Origin of the sequence: Devosia sp. (assembly GCF_036563435.1) — a bacterium.
Lineage (GTDB): Bacteria > Pseudomonadota > Alphaproteobacteria > Rhizobiales > Devosiaceae > Devosia.
In genome coordinates, this window is record NZ_DATCMJ010000001.1 from 174876 (window position 1) to 193079 (window position 18204).

Sequence of the window (18204 nt, forward strand, 5' to 3'; positions counted from 1 at the left end):
CATCCCCTGCATCACACTGCCGGATAGGCTCTATCCGAGTCGGGTATGCTTGAAAGCTCCCGTCAGCCGCGCAACTCCATTTCTGGCGTATTGAGCGCCACGGGTGGCGCCCGGAAGCCCATGGCCGCCCACGCCGAAAACAGCCGCCCGAAAAACAGCGCGGTGTGACGCCGGCCATGCGGCACCGCATCATCCAGCACGGTCGGATCGGCAAGATCGCTGGTTACGGTCCGCAACTGGGCCGGCGGCAGGTCTTTGCCATGCCACAGATTGCCATAAAGGCTCACCCAGTGGCCGCCCTTGAACTCCAGCAGCACCGGCGTGTTGCAGCAGGTGGCGATCACCCGCCGCGTCTGCCGATCGGGGCCAAGCCGGAAGTTGCGCAACCGCTCCCAGCCCGCGACAATCCTCGTGCGATCCTTGCGGTAAAGCACGAAATGGGTCGAGCCATGCGCCCCCACCACCTGCGTGTGTCCGGGCAGGCCCTCGATGCGCCGCGCCGCTTCACGGCACGAATTGCAGAAACACTCAGCCACGGTGATCGGCTTTCCGACGATTGCCAGCCTAACCTCTCCGCACTGGCAGCTCAGCTCCGTCTCGTTCATCCTCTCGCCTCCTCCGGGCTTTTTGTACAATCAACTGACACAGCCTGTCAGCAGAGGGCGTTCCTTCTTCGTTCGGGAGGGGTTAAGGTGTCGACAACATTGCATTCATGCGCCTCCATCCCCATCTGAGACGCATCCAAGACATCTAGGGCAGACCATGGCCGACAAGTCCGCACGTCCCGGCAAAGCCGAATTCTCCATCGACGAGTTCTTCGCCGAGATCGAAAAGGCCGAGGACATGGCCGCCTCCAAGCCGCTTTATGCCGAGCGCATGAAGAACAAGCGCGCGCTGGACCGGGCCGAGGCTGCGGAAAAGGAAGCGGCTGCCCCCAAGACCCCGCTGGAAAAGCGCCGCTCGACCAAGAGCTCGCACGACACCGTAACCGGCATGTCGCCCAAGGCGCCGCGCTCGCGCGCCAATTCGGTCGAGCGCGTCGATTTCGATGGCATGGGCGAGGCCCCCCAGGCCGGCTTCAACCACAAGCCTTCCGCCCGCGCCATCTCCCGCGCCGCCGCCGCCGATCCCGAGGCGCAGGCTCGCCTGCGCGAAGCCCTCGATGCGTCGGTCAAAAAGAACAAGGCGCGCAACAACGAAGACGTTTCCAACGCCACCACTGTCGGCGTCACGGCAACAGTGAAAGCCCTCGAGCAGATCATCCTCCACGGCCGCAAGGAGGTGGAAGGCTCCTCCCCCTGGGTACCGCACAAGGGGCAGAACCGCCTCGACAAGCGCGGCCCGCGCAAGCCCTTCCGCATGGTCACCGACAAGACCCCCGCCGGCGACCAGCCCACCGCCATCGCCGAGCTGGTGGAAGGCATCAACAATGGCGAAACCGACCAGGTGCTGCTGGGCGTCACCGGCTCGGGCAAGACCTTCACCGCCGCCCAGGTGATCGCCGCCACCAACCGCCCGGCGCTGATCCTGGCGCCCAACAAGACCCTCGCCGCCCAGCTCTATGGCGAGTTCAAGACCTTCTTCCCCGACAATGCGGTGGAATATTTCGTCTCCTACTACGACTACTACCAGCCCGAGGCCTACGTCCCGCGCACCGACACCTATATCGAGAAGGAATCCACCATCAACGAGCAGATCGACCGCATGCGCCACTCGGCCACGCGCGCGATCCTCGAGCGCGACGACGTGATCATCGTTGCCTCCGTCTCCTGCATCTACGGCATCGGCTCGGTGGAAGACTACACCGCCATGACCATCGACGTGCAGAAGGGCGAAAAGATCGACCAGCGCCAGCTCCTGGCCAAGCTGGTCGCCCTCCAGTACAAGCGCGGCGATACCGGCTTCGTGCGCGGCACCTTTCGCGTGCGCGGCGATACAGTCGAAATCTTCCCCGCCCACTATGAAGCCGCCGCCTGGCGCGTCTCGCTGTTCGGCAACGAGATCGAAAGCATCGTCGAATTCGATCCCCTCACCGGCAAGAAGTCCGCCGACCTCACCTTCATTCGCGTCTTCGCCAATTCCCACCACGTGACGCCGCGCACCACGATGAACCAGGCGATCAAGCAGATCCGCTCCGATCTCGCCGCGCGCCTCCAGGAGCTCAACGGCGCCGGTCGGTTCCTCGAGGCCCAGCGCCTCGAACAGCGCACCCTGTTCGACCTCGAAATGATGGAAGCCACCGGCTCCTGCGCCGGCATCGAAAACTATTCGCGCTACTTTTCCGGCCGCAAGCCCGGCGAGCCACCGCCGACCCTGTTCGAATACCTGCCCGACAATGCCCTGGTCTTCGTCGACGAATCCCACGTCACCATCGGCCAGCTCGGCGCCATGTATCGCGGCGACCTCCGCCGCAAGGCGACCCTTGCCGAATACGGCTTCCGCCTCCCCTCCTGCATGGACAATCGCCCCCTCCGCTTCGAGGAGTGGAACGCCATGCGCCCGCAATCGGTCTACGTCTCGGCCACGCCTGGCTCCTGGGAAATGGACCAGACCGGCGGCGTCTTCGCCGAACAGGTGATCCGCCCCACCGGCCTCATCGATCCCCCGGTCGAGATCCGCCCCGCCAAGGCCCAGGTCGACGACGTGGTCGACGAAATCCGCACCACGATCAAGGCCGGCTACCGGACCCTCCTCACCGTCCTCACCAAGAAAATGGCCGAGGACCTCACCGAATACCTGCATGAACAGGGCATCCGCGTCCGCTACATGCACTCCGATGTCGACACCATCGAGCGCATCGAAATCATCCGCGACCTCCGCCTGGGCGCCTTCGACGTCCTGGTCGGCATCAACCTCCTGCGCGAAGGCCTCGACATCCCCGAATGCGGGTTCGTCGCCATTCTCGACGCCGACAAGGAAGGTTTCCTGCGCTCAGAGACCTCCCTGATCCAGACCATCGGCCGCGCCGCCCGCAACGTCGACGGCAAGGTCGTGCTCTATGCCGACAAGATCACCGGCTCCATGGAACGCGCCCTGGCCGAAACCAACCGCCGCCGCGAAAAGCAGATGGCCTATAACGAGGCCAACGGCATCACCCCCCAGTCCGTCCGCTCCAACATCCACGACATTGTCGACAGCGTCTACGAACAGGACCACGTCACCGTCTCCATCGGCAAAGGCCGCGACGGCAAGGAACAGGTCCAGGTCGGCGCCAACCTCGCCGCCGTCATCAAGGACATGGAAGCCCAGATGCGCGAAGCGGCGACGAACCTGGAGTTCGAGAAGGCTGCAAGGCTACGCGACGAGGTCAAGCGGCTGCGGGAGATGGAGCTGGATACGCTAGAGGGGGAGGTCAGCTAAAGCTGAAGCCCTCGGGCCTAACCCGAGGGGTCTTTCTTGAACAGTAGGAAATGGCGGCGATGCTCCTCGATAGTGGTTACGCTGTTGTGGAAGGTAGAACTGCGCAACAGATTTCAATGACGCGAGAAGACCACCTGTTGGCAAATCCTTATCATCCCCACGTTAAGGCCTAGCATTTGTGAGAAGTCCTTAAGCGGCAGTCTTTAGAGAAGCCAGAAGCTCCTTCTGCTTCGTCAGTGCCAGCTCGATAGCCTTGAACAACGCCAAAAATCTTGAGCCCCACATCGAAGGTTCAATCTCTCGAGTTTTCGCCAGCAGAAAGTTCTGTGCATTTCCTTTATGATTGTCGTGCAGAAGGAATGGCTCTAGATCGCCGAAAACGTCTACAGAGTACGACTTGAAGTACTGCGGAGAGCGCTCGTAGAGTTCATTGATCCATTCGTCGGGAAACAGACCCTCTAAAGCGAATCCGCTTCTTACTGACAAGAAATCGGTACCCGACTCAAAACGCACTTGCTTGTTGCCGAGAAACTGCTGGAGTTCAGTCCTACACTTGATCCCCGCGTCATCCCCGTCAAGTACCGATACGAAAGCTCGTTCTCGCGAGATCATCTGATAGGTAGTCTTCACGAAGGCCGTCAGATCCCGCACGCCACCAAATGTGAGGAACTTCGATTTCGTGAGTAGCGGGAAATCAATTGCATCGAGAACACCGCCGGAGATCAAAGCTTCTAATGCATATTCGAAGACAGAGCGGTCACTCTGCCCCTCAACAGCGACGTTGTATTCAGCTAGGTTGAAATAATCCGAAAACCTGACTCCTAGCGAGCTGCGAATTCGGTCAGTTGCTCTATAATAGGTATCAAAGGTACGAAGCACGGTTCTACCAGCTTCGATTTCGCAGCCAACCACCTTTTCAACGTCTGTTGGAACGAAAGCTAGAGAGTGAGTGCTTATGACCACCGTCGATTCATTGCCCAGCTTTCTGATGAGCCTATCAACGACTCCCGACAATTCAGGATGCAGGTATGACTCCGGCTCTTCAATCAACCAAATAGGCCTGTAACCCTCTAGACGTCGCACTTGGTCAATCCAAACCAAGGCTGAGAATATAGCTGCCGATTGGACACCTGTGCCCTTGCGGGAAAACTCTGTTGCGATCTGATCAGAGATTTGGAACTCGACACTTGACATGAAGTCCGAGTGCGCTTTTGGACCGGTGTTTATTCTAGTGGTAATTCCGCCCATGCCACATTCTGATAGTGTCATGTTCATGATGTCAGTAATGACACTTAAAGCATTATTCACATCAGGTATTACCTTGGATATAATCTCCCTAGTTGACTTTACAATTTCCGGAGAAACTACGTCAGTAAATATTTCCGAATAACTTTTGGCAGATGGTGTATATATTACTTGAAAAGTTCGAAAGATCCGCTCAATTAATTCGTTCTGAACTCTTGAGTACTGTGCGTTCGGTCCTCCAGACGGCCTCTTAGCATTCGGAAAGAATGCATAAACCGGCTTATTCTTTTCGGTGAAGTACACGCTCAGGACGATATTCGAAGTTTTCGGCGGCGGCTCGGGATGCAGCAGACGAAGTTCTTCATGAAGACGCGTGAAATCTGAGTCAAACTCTGGATCATTGGGCTCAAATGTTACCGCGATACTGGTACGCTCACCATGTAAACCGTGAGTTAAATCGATTGCATGGTCGTATTTGTTATTATCTTGACCTGAAAAGAAAACCCCTATTGCACGAAGGATATTAGATTTTCCTGCGTTATTAGGACCAACTATTGTCATTCCGCTATGAACATCGAAATTTATCTCGTTGCGTACAGTACGGAAATTTCGAATTCGAACGTTAGTCAGCTGCATGTTTGCTCTCTCCATCCTATGAAAGGCATGATTCCTCGACAGAAACAATAATTGTGATGTCTCAAGAGTTATCACCGCGACTATTCGGCCTTCGTATTGAGTATCGGAGCATGCGGGGTGTTCGAGACTTCGAGTAACTTGGCACATGTGGGAGAACCCTACTGACCCATTCCGAAGGAGCAGAAGGTGCCACATCCCCGATGCGCTCCTCCCCCTTACCAGGGGGAGGTTGGGTGGGGGTCCGGCGCAGCCGGCCTCCAAGAACCTCAAGCAAACTCAGTGCGTGGGAAGAAAACCCCCACCCGGCCTCCCCCTGAAGGAGGGGAGGAGCAGAGGGCTCCGCATTCCCGATGCGCCCCTCCCCCTTACCAGGGGGAGGTTGGGTGGGGGTCCGGCGCAGCCGGCCTTTCCGGTCACAAGCAAGCTCAGCGCTCATGGAAAGAAACCCCCTCCCGGCCCCCCCTGAAGGGGGAGGAGCAGAGCCCCAAACGCAACAAGCCCGGCCGAAGCCGGGCTTGCCACAGGAAAAGATCGGCAGCTGTTACTGCTTTTTCTGCTGACCGGGGGCGCTATCCCTGGCGTCGCCGTCCTGCTGGCCGGGCGCGAAGTCCTTGGCCGGGCCATCCTGCTGGCCAGGCGCGAATTCGCGGGCGCTGTTGGCATTGCCGTTCCCGTCGAGCTCGGCTTCGATGGCCGCCGTCAGTTCAGCCGAACCGGATATAGCCGCGCAGGTGGCGCTGAGATCGCCCACCGCAATGCCGCAGACTTCGGCCGCGGCTTCAGCGGAAAGCGAGATGGTGCTGGGCACGTCATCGACATCGATGCCGAGGTCGCCGGCAATGTGGGTGCGGATGCCGGACAGGTCGACCACGACCGTGTCCTGCGCCAAGGCGGCGCCCGAAAGGAGCAGCGACGTGGCGAAAGACAAAACAGCAGGTTTACGCATTTCATTCTCCTCGAACTGAAAAGCCCTCGCCCTCCTAACCCGCCCCCGCGCCTTCCGTTCCAGATAAGTCATTGTTTATAAAGTGAAATTGCGGTTACACCCTATTTCAGGCTCTCGTCAGCTACCGCCCAGCCAGCCGCCGCACCGTCTCCAGATACGTCGCCCGCTTCTCGTCGCTGGCACCCTTCATGCTGCCGAGCCGCGTCAGCTTGACCGGCTTGATGCCGCAAAAATCCAGCACCGCCTTTTTCATCATCGCCACGTCGCTGTTGCGATATGCCAGCAGCAGATAAAGGCTGGGCGCGTCGGAGGTGGTGATCAGCTGCGCCGAGCGGCCCTTGAGCAGCTTGTCCCATAAGGGACCCTCGTCATGCGGCTTGAACGCGAAGCCGGGCAGGACGGCACGGTCCATAAACCCCTTGAGCAGCGCCGGCACCGAACCCCACCACACCGGATAGATGATCACCCAGTGCTCGCACCACCTGATCAACTCCTGCGCCTGGACGAGGTCGGGCTCCAGCTCCTGGATTTCCCTATAGCCCTTGTGGAGGATCGGATCGAAGGCGAGCGCGCCCAGATCCTGCCGCCGCACCTCGTGCCCCGCAGCCTTTGCCGCCGCCTCGTAGGCGTCCGCCAGCGCCCCGCAGAAACTCTCCCCGTCAGGATGGGCCAGCAGCAGATAGATGTGCATGCAAAAGTCTCCGTCTTGAACGTGGTTTTTGGCTCAGGTGTCGTGGTCCGGATGCTGGCGGTTGCTCGCCTGGATGCGCGTCAGCATGCCTTGGGGATCCTCGGCATAGGTCGGCGCATCGCCGGGCAGCTTTTCGATGCCGTGCCACCACGGGACGCGGCTTTCCACCCCATATTGCACCACCGGCGGCACGCGGTCGGGCTGATCGAAGCTGCCGGCAAGGACGCCGATATCGGGATAATCGGGATAGTCGAAGATCAGGGGCGTGCCGCAGTCCCGGCAAAAGCCCCGCCGCGCCACAGAAGACGAGTGAAACCAGCTGATTGCGCCGCGCGTCACCGCAAAATCGCTCTTGAGCACGGGACAGATCACCGCGAACGGCCCGCCCACCGCCTTCTGGCACATGCGGCAATGGCAGAGGTGGACGTTTTCCGGCTGGACGCCCACCCGGTAGCGCACGGCGCCACATTGGCAGCCGCCGGTCAGCGGCGTCTCGAGCTTCTGATAGGTCACCATAAAGGGAGCCTCGCCGCCCGCCCTTCCGCTGTCAATCGCCGCGCGCCCGATCACATTGCGACCGGCCCTCTGGACTCTTTCCCGCAACGCGATTTAGAACAAAAAGAGAACACCCACTCCGGGAGAATACCGATGCCCAGCTTCACCACCGAACTTGCCAACCGCACCACTCGCGACCTGCCGCTGACCCTGGCCGAAGCCAGCCAGATGGCCGAGGCCGGCTTCCGCTTTGCCGAGTTCAACCCGGAAAACAACTGCTACCGGTTGAGTCGCCCCTTCGAACTCGTCATCATCCGCGACACCAACACCCTGACCATCAGGCAATAGCACTTATCCCCGCCCGCTCCGGAGGCCTTACCCTGAGGCAAAAGGAGCAGGCGATGAACGACATCATTTCGTATGACCGGGTGTTTGAACATGGACAGTATACCCAGCGGCTGAGGGCGTTGCGGCCCGCCGTCCTGGAGGCGTTTCGCGATGCGCCCGAGGCGCTGGCGAGCCCCCTCCTTACCGGCACGGTCGGGGCGCTGCTCGGCGACATCTACCGCCTGGTGTCGCGCGAGCCCGGCGCCCGTCTGCTGCCCCGGCCCGATCCGGCCCGGCCGCCACGCCACCGCCAGCTCAACAGCATGCTGCGCGATGCGCAGCTGGCGCTCGACACCTTTGCCTGGCGCCACCGCGACCACGAGCACGAATATGGCGACGAGTGGATTACCCTGGAGGGGATCGCCTATCGGGAGGAGAACCTGGGAAAGTTATCCCCGCCCGATGACGACGATCTATAATCGCTCCGTTCCTGCCATGCACGCGGCGCTGACGCAGCGCCGGGCAGGAGAACTGGATGCCGGGGGCGCCCGGCACTGGCGTGGATGCTGACCACCGGCAGGCCGGGGACGTGAGAAGGAGAAGGGGGGGATCCCCGCCCGATCGCCCAACCGGACGTTCCTTCATGGAGCCGCTCGATGCATGCGCCGGATATCCCGTTCGTGTGAAGCGGCTTTCGCCTCTTCAACAACACCAAGCAGGCGGCGCAAGCCGTCGGGGCGAAAGCCGCTTCCCACCGTGCCCCCGGATGCCATGCGGCAGACCGGCGCATCGGCACGTCCGCAACTTCCCCCCTCTTGGCCCGTTCCTGCTCCATCACCGCAATGGAGCCCAAGCATGGTCAAGGAACACCACGACAACGACAAGACCCCGGCCGAGGTGCAGGATCGCATCTGGGAACTGGCCGACAAGATCGACATCTGCATGTTCACCACCTGGGATGGCGAACGCCAGCGCTCCCGCCCCCTCTCCGCCCGCGTCCGCCGCGAGGAACATGCCATCCACTTCCTGGTCGACGCCGAGGGCCAGAAGAACTGGCAGGTGGACAAGTTCCCCTGGGTCTCCTGCGCCTGGGTCGATTCCGGCGGCCACAAATATGCAGTGATCTCGGGCAGCGCCGAGGTCACCAATGACCGCGCCAAGATCACCGAGCTCTGGACCGATTTCGACAAGGCCTGGTGGGACGATGCCAGCGACCCCTCCATCCGCCTCCTCACCGTCACCCCAGATGACGGCGAACTCTGGGACAGCCCCAACCGCGCCGTCGCCTTCGCCAAGATGGCGGTCGCCGCCGTGACCGGCACCGCCCCCGATTTCGGCGACAACGCCAAGGTCGACCTCTAGCTTGAAACTCGGCGGCAGCTGGCGCATTGGACTCCCCAAACGGAGTTCTCCCATGCGCCAGCCGCTCTTTTGGCCGCTCTCCTGCTCGCCGCCACCCCCGCTCTCGCCGAGCCGATCACCGCCCGCGTTTCGGGCGGCAACATTGCCGTCCACGCCGGCCCCGACAGCGGCTACCGCATCATCGGCCGCATCCCCGACGGCTCCCAGATCCCTATCGACAGCTGCACCCAGGTCGATGCCGACTCCCCCTTCGGCACCCTGGGCGATGCAGGTTATCCCCTCTGGGGCCGCAGCAGCGTACAATGGTGCCACATCCCCGACACCGGCTGGGTCCGGCGGGACGAGATCGTGGGCCGGGGCCTGGTCAACGTCACCCCACCAGACTTCGCCGGCCCCGGCTGGTAGAAAAGGGCCCCTCTCCCCAGCGGGGAGTAGCGCCGCCTCTCCTTCGCCCCCCACCTTCCCCAAGGGGGGTAACGCCGCCTCTCCTTCGCCCCACACCTTCTCCAAGGGGGGTAACGCCGCCTCTCCTTCGCCCCCCACCCCTCCCCCGCCCCATCGCAACCGGCTTGCCAAGCTCTCCCGCATTTGTCAGACATATGGCATTAGTCGATTTCTGAGGGGAAATCGCATCGGCCGCACCGGAGGGAGTTTTTCAATGAATGCAGCACTGAAACTGGCGGGCATGCTGGTCGCCGCCACGGCCATGACCCTGCCCGTCCTCGCGCAGACCACCGTCGTGGCGCCCGGCCAATCCACTGCCGGCACCTATATGGATTACATGAAGACGGTCTATGACCGCGCCACCTTCTCCGAATTGCTGCAGGTGCCGATCGCCACCTTCGACAAGGAATTCGAGCTGACGCCCATGGCCGCCGAGTCTTGGTCGCAGTCCGAGGACGGGCTGACCTGGACGTTCAAGCTCCGCCCCGGTCTCGTCTGGTCGGACGGCGAGCCGCTCACCGCCGAAGACTACGTCTTCGCCCTCCAGCGCGCCGCCACCTCCGGCTATGATTTCGCCTGGTATTGGGACTTCGCCGGCGGCATCAAGGGCTGGAAGGAAGTCACCGAAGGCAGTGCCGATGTGGCGACGCTCGGTCTCAAGGCGGTCGACGACCTCACCATCGAAGTCACTACCGTGGCGCCCAAGCCCTATTTCCCCTCCGTCACCAGCCTCTGGTACCCCGTGCCCAAGCACAAGGTCGACGAACTGGGCGACGACTGGGCGGTCAACGTCGAGTCCATCGTCTCCTCCGGCCCCTTCGAGATCGAGAGCTGGGAAAAGTCCAACAACGCCGTCGTCTTCACCAAGTCCGATACCTATACCGGCCCCTGGCAGGCCCAGATCGACCGTCTGGAAGTCGATCCCACCCTCGGCGCGCCCGAAGTCGGCCTGCCGGCCTTCCTTGCCGGCGACGCTGATTATTCCTTCCTCAATACCGGTCAGGTGCCCGTCGCCAGCCAGCGCTACCCCAATGGCATCCGCAAGAACGCGGTCTTTGCCACCTCCTACATTTCCTATGACCTCGACTCCGAGCCGTTCAACGACGTCAACGTCCGCCGCGCCTTCTATTATGCCGTCGACCGCGCCGAACTGACCTCCACTGTCCTCAAGGACATCGCCATCCCGGCCGGCTCCATCCTGCCGCCCGGCTATCCTGGCTACAATGAAGAGGTCGCCGCGCAAGCCGTGTTCGGTCCGGAAAAGGCCAAGCAGTTCATGGCCGATGCCGGCTACCCGAATGGCGAAGGCTTCCCCGAAATCGAGATCTGGTATCGCGAAGAAGGCGGCTATAACGGCGCCATCATCCCTGCCATGGCGCAGTATCTGCAGGCCGAGTTCAAGGAAGTGCTGGGCATCACCATGAACATCCGCGTCCTTCCCGGCGCCGAATGGATGGATGGCCTGCGCAACAAGACCAACAACATCTTCATCGCACCTTACGAATACGACTACCTCGATCCGTCGAACTTCTACGGCATCTTCTTCAACGGCGGCCGCCACGGCTACCACATCTCGGAGTATGATGCCCTCGTCGCCAAGGCCGATGCCGAAAGCGATTGGGATACCCGCTTCGACCTCTATGGCGACGCCGAGCAGATCATGATCGACCAGGGCCTGATCGTGCCGCTGGTCCATCCTGTGACCATCGCCGTCATCTCCGACGAACTCGGCGGCGAGGCCTCCGAGCCCAACGCCCTGGGCTTCACGCCGCTCGATCGTCTGGCCCACTACTTCTTCACCCACCTGACCAAGCAGTAACGGCCGTGCACAACCTGCTCCCCGGCCATGCCGGGGAGCATCTCGCCTCGCTTCCCAGGTTGCTCATGCCCCTCGTCCAGATCGAAGACCTCAAGGTCAGCTTCAGCCAGTATGGCGGGCGGATCGACGCCGTGCGGGGCATCAGCTTTTCGGTTGGTGATGGCGAAAGCCTCGGCATTGTCGGGGAATCCGGATCCGGCAAGTCGGTCAGCTGCGGCGCCCTGCTCCGCCTCTTGCCAGCCACGGCCAATGTCTCGGCCACGACCCTGCAGCTGGATGGGGTGGACGTCGCACGGGCCGGCAAGGAAGACCTTGCGCGCCTCCGCGGCCGCTCGGCGGCCATGATTTTCCAGGATCCGATGACCGCCTTCGACCCGGTCTTCACCATCGGCCACCAGATCGCCGAAACCGTCCAGGCGCATCGTCGGCTCAGCAAGCGCGACGCCTTGGCAGAAGCCGAACAGCTCCTGGTGCGCGTCGAGATCAAGAACGCCCGGGATGTCCTTTCCTACTATCCGCATCAGCTCTCGGGCGGCATGCTTCAGCGTGCCATGATCGCTATGGCGCTCTCCTGCCGTCCGAAGCTACTGATCGCCGACGAGCCGACCACCGCCCTCGATGTCACCATCCAGGCGCAGATTCTCCAACTCATCAAGCGCGTGCAGGCCGAGTTCGGTATGGCCCTGATCATGATCACCCATGATCTGGGCGTCATCGCCGAGACCGTGGATCGCGTCCTCGTCATGTATGGCGGCGAGGTCATGGAAGAAGGCTCCGTAGAGCAGATCTTCGATGCGCCCCGTCACGCCTATACCAAAGCGCTCCTAGCAAGCCTCGATGCACGCTACGATCCCTCGCCCACCGCGGAAACCGCCGCCGAGCCAGCGCTTGAACTGCGCGGCATCGCCAAGACTTTCTCCATCAAGCGCCGTCGCGGCTTGTTCACCAGCCACGCCGACTTCCATGCCGTCAGGCCTCTCGACATCATCCTGCCGCGCAACCGCATCGTCGGCCTTGTCGGTGAATCCGGCTCCGGCAAGACCACGACCGGCCTCATGGCCATGCGCCTCACCGAGCCCACGGGTGGGCAGATCCTGCTCGACGGCACCGACATCACCGCTCTCGGCAGCGAGGCGCTGAAAGGCCATCGCCGCCGCATGCAGATCGTCTTCCAGGACAGCTATTCGGCCCTGGACCCGATGATGACGCTGTCCCAGATTGTCGCCGAACCGCTCCACATCCATGGCATCGGCAGCCGGGGCGAGCAGACGGACAAGGCTCTCGATTGGCTCGAGCGCGTCGGCCTGCCGCGCAGCTTCGGCAATCGCTACTCTCACGAACTGTCCGGCGGTCAGCGCCAGCGCGTCGCTATCGCCCGTGCCCTGATCCTCGAACCAACCGTACTGGTCGCGGACGAGCCAACCTCCGCGCTCGATGTCACCGTCAAGGCACAGATCATCGGCCTCCTCAAGGCGCTGCAGGGCGAAATGGGTCTGTCGATCCTCTTCATCAGCCATGACCTCTCGACCGTGAAATCCCTCACCGACAGCGTTGTGGTCATGTATCGCGGCCGCATCGTCGAGGAAGCGCCCACGGCACGGATCTTCAGCGAACCGCAGCACCCCTATACCCGCGCCCTGCTCGACGCCCTTCCGGCCACCAATCCCCGCCACAAGCGCGAGCGGACCTTCCTTAGCGCCGACGAGATCGCGGCCGCCACGCCGCGCTACACCGTCATCCAAACAGGTATGGCGCCCAACGCCCAGCCGCAACTTGTCACCATCGCCCCGGGCCACCGGGTCGAGGCGATCGTCACGACGTGAGGCGCGCAACATGATCCTTTACATCCTCCGCCGCCTCCTCTCGGTCGCCGTCACCTTCATTATCGTATCGCTCGTCATCTTCTTCATGATGCACGCCATCCCGGGCGGACCGTTCGACGCCAACGACATGCCCGTCTCGGCGGCAGTGCGCGAAAAGCTGATGGCGCAGCTGGGTCTCGATCAACCGCTCCACGTCCAGTACCTCCGCTACATGTGGGGCGTGCTGCATTTCGACTTCGGCGTGCCCTATCAGAGCCCCGGCGAAACTGTCACCCAGCTCCTGTCGCGGGCCTGGGTTCCGTCCCTGGTCCTGGGCGGCCTCGGCGTGCTGATCGGCGCCCCACTCGGCATCCTCCTTGGCATGGCGGCGGCCCTCAACCGCAATACCTGGATCGACTATTTCGCCTCGACGCTGGCCACGCTCGGGCTCACCATCCCCGTCTTCGTGACCTCGATGCTGCTGATCCTGATCTTTGCCGTCTGGCTCAATTGGCTGCCCGCCAGCGGCTGGGGCAAGCCGGAGCGCTGGATCCTGCCCATCGCCGTCTATGCGCTGATCCCGCTGGCGACCTATGCCCGTTACACCCGTTCGGCCATGCTCGACACGCTCAACCGTCCCTTCGTCACCGTGCTGCGCGCCAAGGGTCTGAGCGAGCGCCGCATCATCTTCCAGCACGTGCTGCGCAACTCCGCCATTCCCCTGGTTACCGTCTTCCTGCCCATGTTCATCGGCACCGCGACGGGCTCCATCTTCGTCGAGGCCATGTTCCGCGTGCCCGGCCTCGGCGCCTATTTCGTCTCCTCCATCGAGGGCCGCGACTACCCGCTCGAAATGGCGCTGATGCTGATGATCACCTTCATGTACTGCATCGCCTATCTGCTGAGTGACATCGTCTACGCCCTGATCAACCCGCGCATCCGTGTAGGAGGCGGGCAATGACCATCGATACGACCCCCGTTGCGTCACCGCATCGCCAGCGCAATCCACTCTGGTTTGCCTGGCAGCGTTTCATCGGCAACAAGGCGGCCATGGTCGCTGGCGCCGTCCTGCTGGTCCTGATCCTGATGGCGCTGTTTGCCCCCCTGATCACCCCCGCGCCACCCGATGCACAGCTGTTTCTGACCGAGGCGCTCGCCTTCCCCTCCAGCCAGCACTGGTTCGGCATCGATAGCCTCGGGCGCGATTTTTACACTCGCATCGTCTATGGCGCCCGCGTCTCGCTCACCATCGGCTTTGCCGCCGCCCTGTTCAGCCTCCTGATCGGCATCCCGCTCGGCGCCTTTGCCGGCTATTTCGGCGGCAAGACCGACTGGTTCATCATGCGCGTCATCGAGCTCTTCTCGGTGGTTCCGCCGCTCTTGGCCGCCATGCTGCTCGGCGCCCTGACCCGCGGCGGCTACTTCACCATCATCCTGATCGCCGCGCTCTTCGGCTGGGTGCAGGTCTGCCTCCTCGTCCGCGCACAGGTAAAGGCGTTCCGCGAAAGGGAATTCGTGCGCGCTGCCCAGGCGCTCGGCGCTTCGCCCTGGTACGTCATCCGCCGCCACCTCATCCCCAACTCCATCTCGCCCATCATCGTCGGCTTCGTCCTGGCCATTCCCTTGGCCATGATGCTGGAGGCAAGCCTCAGCTTCCTCGGCATCGGCGTGCCGCCGCCCACGCCGACTTGGGGCCAGATGATCAACGAGGGCATCGATTTCATGTTCTTCTACTGGCACCTCGCGGTCTTCCCCACCGCCGCGCTCGCCATCACCGTCCTTGCCACGACGCTGTTCGGAGACGGCCTGCGCGACGCTCTCGATCCCACTCTGAAAGGCCGCTGACGTGTCCGAAAATCTTGCCCGGCAGTTCCTTCTTCGCGAGGACGTCGTGTTCCTCAATCACGGCTCCTTCGGCGCCTGCCCACGTCCTGTCTTTGCCGACTATCAGAAGTGGCAACTGGAGCTCGAGGGACAACCCGTGGAATTCCTCGGCCGCCGTCTCACCGACCTCCTCCGAGAGCCGCGCGTGCGGCTCGCCGCCGAGCTGGGCTGCTCTGCCGACGACCTGGTCGGCGTCACCAATGCCACAACCGGCCTCAACGTCGTCGCCCAGTCGCTCGACCTCAAGCCGGGCGACCAGATCCTCACCACCGACCATGAATATTCCGCCCTGGAAAAGACCTGGGCCTATGTGGCGCGGCATACCGGCGCCGAAATCGTTGTAGTCAACATTCCCCTGCCGCTTGTCAGCGAGGCCCAATTCACCGACGCCATTCTGGCCGGCATGACTGACCGCACCAGGGTCCTCTTTCTCAGCCACATCACCTCGCCCACGGCCCTCCTGTTCCCGATCGAAAGGGCCGTTGCCGAAGCACGCCGCCGCGGCATCTGGAGCGTTATCGATGGCGCCCATACGCCCGGTCACATCCCGCTCGACCTCGATAAGCTTGGCGCCGATTTCTACTCGGGCAATTGCCACAAGTGGATGATGTCACCCAAGGGTTCTGCCTTTCTCCACGCACGCCCCGAGGTCCAGAGCCTGCTCGATCCCCTCGTCATCTCCCATGGCTGGACCAAGGACTCGAAGGTCCCCGGCACCAGGGGCGCCTTCGGCAATTCGCCCTTTGTCGACGAGATCGAAATCCAGGGCACGCGCGATCCCTCGCCATGGCTGACTGTTCCCGCCGCCATCGACTTTCGCCGCGACAATGACTGGACCAGCGTCCAGGCCCATTGCCAGGCGCTGGCGCAGGACACGGCGCGGCGCCTGGGCGAACTCACCGGCCTGCCGCCGCTTAGCGCCCCCCAATTCTGCGCCCCGCAAATGGTCGCCATGCCCATCCCGCCCTGCGACACCGACCAGCTCAAGATCGACCTGCTGGACCGCTACGCTATCGAAATCCCCGTCTTCACATGGCAGGACACCTCTATCTGCCGCCTCTCCGTCCAAGGCTACAACTCCCGCGGGCAGATGGATCTGCTGTTAGAGGCGCTCACCGAACTTCTGGGCCTTGGCGCGGGGCGGCAGCGAGCTTCGGCAAGCTGACAAATCGCCTGAACTATGGTGTGTGTGCCCGCGTTGCCGGACCACAGGAGCGACCGATCGTGACGCAAGGCGCACTAAGCTATCTTGAGCCGCTGGAAACCCGCACCCGGGGCGTCGCGGTTCTCGACGCGCTTGCCGAGATGGTCGAGCGCTCGGGCCTCACCATCGGTGATCGCCTGCCTCCTGAAGTCTCGCTGGCAGCCACGCTCGGCGTCGGCCGCTCCACCATCCGTGAGGCGCTCAACCGTTGGGAGGGTCTCGGCATCATCCGCCGCCGCCGCGGTGACGGCACCTACCTTTCGGCGCGCGTCCAGACCTCCCGCGGCCTTGTGCCCACCATGGTCCGCCTCGAGGGCGAAGCGCTGCTCCGCCTCATGGAAATCCGCCGCACGCTGGAAAACGACGTCGTGCGCAAGGCGACGCTGAACGCCACGGATCAGCAGCGTAAGGACATCGGCCGCCTCTGCGACCTCCTCTTGATCGAAGTTGACGCCGGCCGTCCCTGGCGCAAGGCTGATCACGCCTTCCACGGCGCCATCTACGACGCGTCTGGCAATCCCATGTATGGCCAGTTGCTCATGAACCTCGACCACGCCTTGGAACGCGGCGGCGCCTCGCCCTTCAGCGCCGATGCTTTCGGCTTGGCCTCGTTCCCACTGCACCGCGACCTCGCTGACGCCATCGTCGCCTCTGACCCTGACGCGGCCGTCCGCGCCATCAACCGCATCCTCGATAGCGTCGAAGGCGAAGTCCGCGCCATCATCGACGCCGGTAAGACAGGCTGAGGTGCCACGCCCTCTTGGTTCGGAGCGCCAGAGAGCGCACCTCACCGAGGACTGTTGAAGCCTGGAGTTCTCCGTAGCCCTCATGGTGAGGCGCTTTGCCAAGCAAAGCCTCGAACCACGAGGGCGTGGCACATTGTTACAGCCAGCCGGCAAGCTCGCGCCGCACCATCGATTCAATCATGTCCATCCCGCCCGGGCTGGCATTGAGGCAGGGAATATAGGCGAACTGCTCGCCGCCCGCTTCCATGAAGGTCTCGCGGCCCTGCATGTTGATCTCTTCCAGCGTCTCGATACAGTCCGCCGAGAACGCCGGGGCGAGGATCGCCACCTTCTTGACGCCCTGCTTGGGCAAAGCTTCCAGCGTCACATCGGTATAGGGCTCGAGCCACTTGGTGGGTCCGAAACGCGACTGGAACGTCACCATCAGCTTGCTGTTGTCCCAGCCCAGATGTTCCCGCACCAGCCGTGTCGTCTTGTAGCATTGGCAATGGTAGGGGTCGCCGCGCTCCAGATACTCCACCGGCATGCCATGGTAGCTGGTGATCACCAGATCCGGCTCGAATGGGAGCGCCGCGACGCCATCGCGGATCGAGTTGGCCAGCGTCTCAACATATTTCGGATCATCGAAATAGGCCGGCGCCGTGCGCACCGCCGGCTGCCAGCGCATTTGCCGCAGGGCGTCGAACGCCTTGTCGTTGGCTGTCGCCGTCGTTGTAGCAGAATACTGCGGATAGAGCGGCACGAGGAGGATCTTCTGGCATCCCGCCGCCTGCATCTTCTCCAGCACGCTCTTGGTCGAGGGATTGCCATAACGCATGGCATAATCCACCACGACATTGTCGTGCCCGGCTAGCCGCTGCGCCAGCGCTTCGGTCTGATCGCGGGTGATCACACGCAAGGGGCTCTCGTTGCGCTCCTTGTCCCAGATCTGGGAATAGGCATGGCCGCTCCTTCGCGGCCGGAAGCTGAGGATCACCAGGTTGAGAATAGGCCACCACAGCCACTTCGGCGTCTCGATGACGCGGGGATCGCTAAGGAATTCCTTGAGGTAGCGCCGTACACTCCAATAGTCCGTCGCATCGGGCGTACCCAGGTTGAGCAGCACGACGCCGATCTTGGGTGACGGAACAGGCGGATGGGCAGGCGGAAGGTGATCGGACATGGGGCGCCAGTTTGGAGGGATTCTAGGCTGGCGCACCATAACCCCTCCGCCGCTAACCGCAAGGCGGCGTTGGGTCGCGCT

17 protein-coding genes are annotated in these 18204 nt (G+C 62.4%); 11 read left to right on the plus strand and 6 right to left on the minus strand.

What is annotated here, in order from left to right; genetic code table 11:
• Positions 1–62 precede the first annotated feature (62 nt).
• The gene (locus VIL88_RS00810) at positions 63–605 is read right to left on the minus strand and encodes a hypothetical protein (RefSeq protein WP_331984938.1); all 543 of its coding nucleotides are present in this window, start codon (positions 603–605) and stop codon (positions 63–65) included.
• 157 nt (positions 606–762) lie between these two features.
• On the opposite strand from VIL88_RS00810, the gene uvrB reads away from it, so the two are divergent.
• Positions 763–3360: an excinuclease ABC subunit UvrB gene (uvrB, locus tag VIL88_RS00815; protein ID WP_414650096.1), complete on the plus strand. Its 2598-nt coding sequence runs from the start codon at positions 763–765 to the stop codon at positions 3358–3360.
• 189 nt (positions 3361–3549) lie between these two features.
• Here the strand turns inward: uvrB and VIL88_RS00820 are convergent, their stop codons facing one another.
• The 4 genes from VIL88_RS00820 to VIL88_RS00835 form a co-directional block, all read right to left on the minus strand.
• Positions 3550–5241 (minus strand): ATP-dependent nuclease, encoded by a 1692-nt coding sequence (locus VIL88_RS00820; protein ID WP_331984942.1) that lies wholly within the window; start codon positions 5239–5241, stop codon positions 3550–3552.
• Between the two features lie 541 nt (positions 5242–5782).
• A complete protein-coding gene (locus VIL88_RS00825) occupies positions 5783–6187 on the minus strand; it encodes a hypothetical protein (RefSeq protein WP_331984944.1) in 405 nt (134 codons plus the stop codon).
• 121 nt (positions 6188–6308) lie between these two features.
• Positions 6309–6878: an NAD(P)H-dependent oxidoreductase gene (locus tag VIL88_RS00830; protein ID WP_331984946.1), complete on the minus strand. Its 570-nt coding sequence runs from the start codon at positions 6876–6878 to the stop codon at positions 6309–6311.
• Between the two features lie 33 nt (positions 6879–6911).
• Positions 6912–7394 (minus strand): GFA family protein, encoded by a 483-nt coding sequence (locus tag VIL88_RS00835; RefSeq protein ID WP_331984948.1) that lies wholly within the window; start codon positions 7392–7394, stop codon positions 6912–6914.
• A 132-nt stretch (positions 7395–7526) separates the two neighbouring features.
• Between VIL88_RS00835 and VIL88_RS00840 the strand changes: the two genes are divergently transcribed.
• From VIL88_RS00840 to VIL88_RS00885, 10 genes are all read left to right on the plus strand, one after another.
• Complete coding sequence (locus VIL88_RS00840; protein ID WP_331984950.1) at positions 7527–7721, plus strand: hypothetical protein; 195 nt, start codon at positions 7527–7529, stop codon at positions 7719–7721.
• A 53-nt stretch (positions 7722–7774) separates the two neighbouring features.
• The gene (locus VIL88_RS00845; protein ID WP_331984952.1) at positions 7775–8179 is read left to right on the plus strand and encodes a hypothetical protein; all 405 of its coding nucleotides are present in this window, start codon (positions 7775–7777) and stop codon (positions 8177–8179) included.
• A 376-nt stretch (positions 8180–8555) separates the two neighbouring features.
• Complete coding sequence (locus VIL88_RS00850) at positions 8556–9062, plus strand: pyridoxamine 5'-phosphate oxidase family protein (protein WP_331984954.1); 507 nt, start codon at positions 8556–8558, stop codon at positions 9060–9062.
• Between the two features lie 69 nt (positions 9063–9131).
• Complete coding sequence (locus VIL88_RS00855; protein WP_331984956.1) at positions 9132–9467, plus strand: hypothetical protein; 336 nt, start codon at positions 9132–9134, stop codon at positions 9465–9467.
• A 253-nt stretch (positions 9468–9720) separates the two neighbouring features.
• A complete protein-coding gene (locus tag VIL88_RS00860) occupies positions 9721–11325 on the plus strand; it encodes a peptide ABC transporter substrate-binding protein (RefSeq protein WP_331984958.1) in 1605 nt (534 codons plus the stop codon).
• 5 nt (positions 11326–11330) lie between these two features.
• Positions 11331–13148 carry an ABC transporter ATP-binding protein gene (locus tag VIL88_RS00865; protein WP_331984960.1) on the plus strand — a complete coding sequence of 606 codons (1818 nt, stop codon included), beginning with the start codon at positions 11331–11333 and terminating at the stop codon, positions 13146–13148.
• A gap of 10 nt (positions 13149–13158) precedes the next feature.
• The gene (locus VIL88_RS00870) at positions 13159–14088 is read left to right on the plus strand and encodes an ABC transporter permease (RefSeq protein ID WP_331984962.1); all 930 of its coding nucleotides are present in this window, start codon (positions 13159–13161) and stop codon (positions 14086–14088) included.
• Entirely contained in the window at positions 14085–14972 is an 888-nt protein-coding gene (locus tag VIL88_RS00875; protein WP_331984964.1) for an ABC transporter permease, read from the plus strand. The genes VIL88_RS00870 and VIL88_RS00875 overlap by 4 nt, the downstream gene beginning before the upstream one ends.
• 1 nt (position 14973) lies before the next feature.
• Entirely contained in the window at positions 14974–16176 is a 1203-nt protein-coding gene (locus VIL88_RS00880; protein ID WP_331984966.1) for an aminotransferase class V-fold PLP-dependent enzyme, read from the plus strand.
• A gap of 59 nt (positions 16177–16235) precedes the next feature.
• Complete coding sequence (locus VIL88_RS00885; RefSeq protein ID WP_331984967.1) at positions 16236–16961, plus strand: FadR/GntR family transcriptional regulator; 726 nt, start codon at positions 16236–16238, stop codon at positions 16959–16961.
• Positions 16962–17097: 136 nt separating this feature from the next.
• Here VIL88_RS00885 and hemH read toward each other — a convergent pair whose 3' ends face one another.
• Positions 17098–18123, minus strand: a complete 1026-nt coding sequence (gene hemH, locus VIL88_RS00890) for a ferrochelatase (protein WP_331984968.1) — start codon at positions 18121–18123, stop codon at positions 17098–17100.
• Positions 18124–18204 lie beyond the last annotated feature (81 nt).

Excerpts from the sequence above, each read along its gene's own strand:
- VIL88_RS00810 (WP_331984938.1), bottom strand. The coding sequence starts at position 605 with ATGAACGAGACGGAGCTGAGCTGCCAGTGCGGAGAGGTTAGGCTGGCA.
- uvrB (WP_414650096.1), top strand. The coding sequence starts at position 763 with ATGGCCGACAAGTCCGCACGTCCCGGCAAAGCCGAATTCTCCATCGAC.
- VIL88_RS00820 (WP_331984942.1), bottom strand. The coding sequence starts at position 5,241 with ATGCAGCTGACTAACGTTCGAATTCGAAATTTCCGTACTGTACGCAAC.
- VIL88_RS00825 (WP_331984944.1), bottom strand. The coding sequence starts at position 6,187 with ATGCGTAAACCTGCTGTTTTGTCTTTCGCCACGTCGCTGCTCCTTTCG.
- VIL88_RS00830 (WP_331984946.1), bottom strand. The coding sequence starts at position 6,878 with ATGCACATCTATCTGCTGCTGGCCCATCCTGACGGGGAGAGTTTCTGC.
- VIL88_RS00835 (WP_331984948.1), bottom strand. The coding sequence starts at position 7,394 with ATGGTGACCTATCAGAAGCTCGAGACGCCGCTGACCGGCGGCTGCCAA.
- VIL88_RS00840 (WP_331984950.1), top strand. The coding sequence starts at position 7,527 with ATGCCCAGCTTCACCACCGAACTTGCCAACCGCACCACTCGCGACCTG.
- VIL88_RS00845 (WP_331984952.1), top strand. The coding sequence starts at position 7,775 with ATGAACGACATCATTTCGTATGACCGGGTGTTTGAACATGGACAGTAT.
- VIL88_RS00850 (WP_331984954.1), top strand. The coding sequence starts at position 8,556 with ATGGTCAAGGAACACCACGACAACGACAAGACCCCGGCCGAGGTGCAG.
- VIL88_RS00860 (WP_331984958.1), top strand. The coding sequence starts at position 9,721 with ATGAATGCAGCACTGAAACTGGCGGGCATGCTGGTCGCCGCCACGGCC.
- VIL88_RS00870 (WP_331984962.1), top strand. The coding sequence starts at position 13,159 with ATGATCCTTTACATCCTCCGCCGCCTCCTCTCGGTCGCCGTCACCTTC.
- VIL88_RS00875 (WP_331984964.1), top strand. The coding sequence starts at position 14,085 with ATGACCATCGATACGACCCCCGTTGCGTCACCGCATCGCCAGCGCAAT.
- hemH (WP_331984968.1), bottom strand. The coding sequence starts at position 18,123 with ATGTCCGATCACCTTCCGCCTGCCCATCCGCCTGTTCCGTCACCCAAG.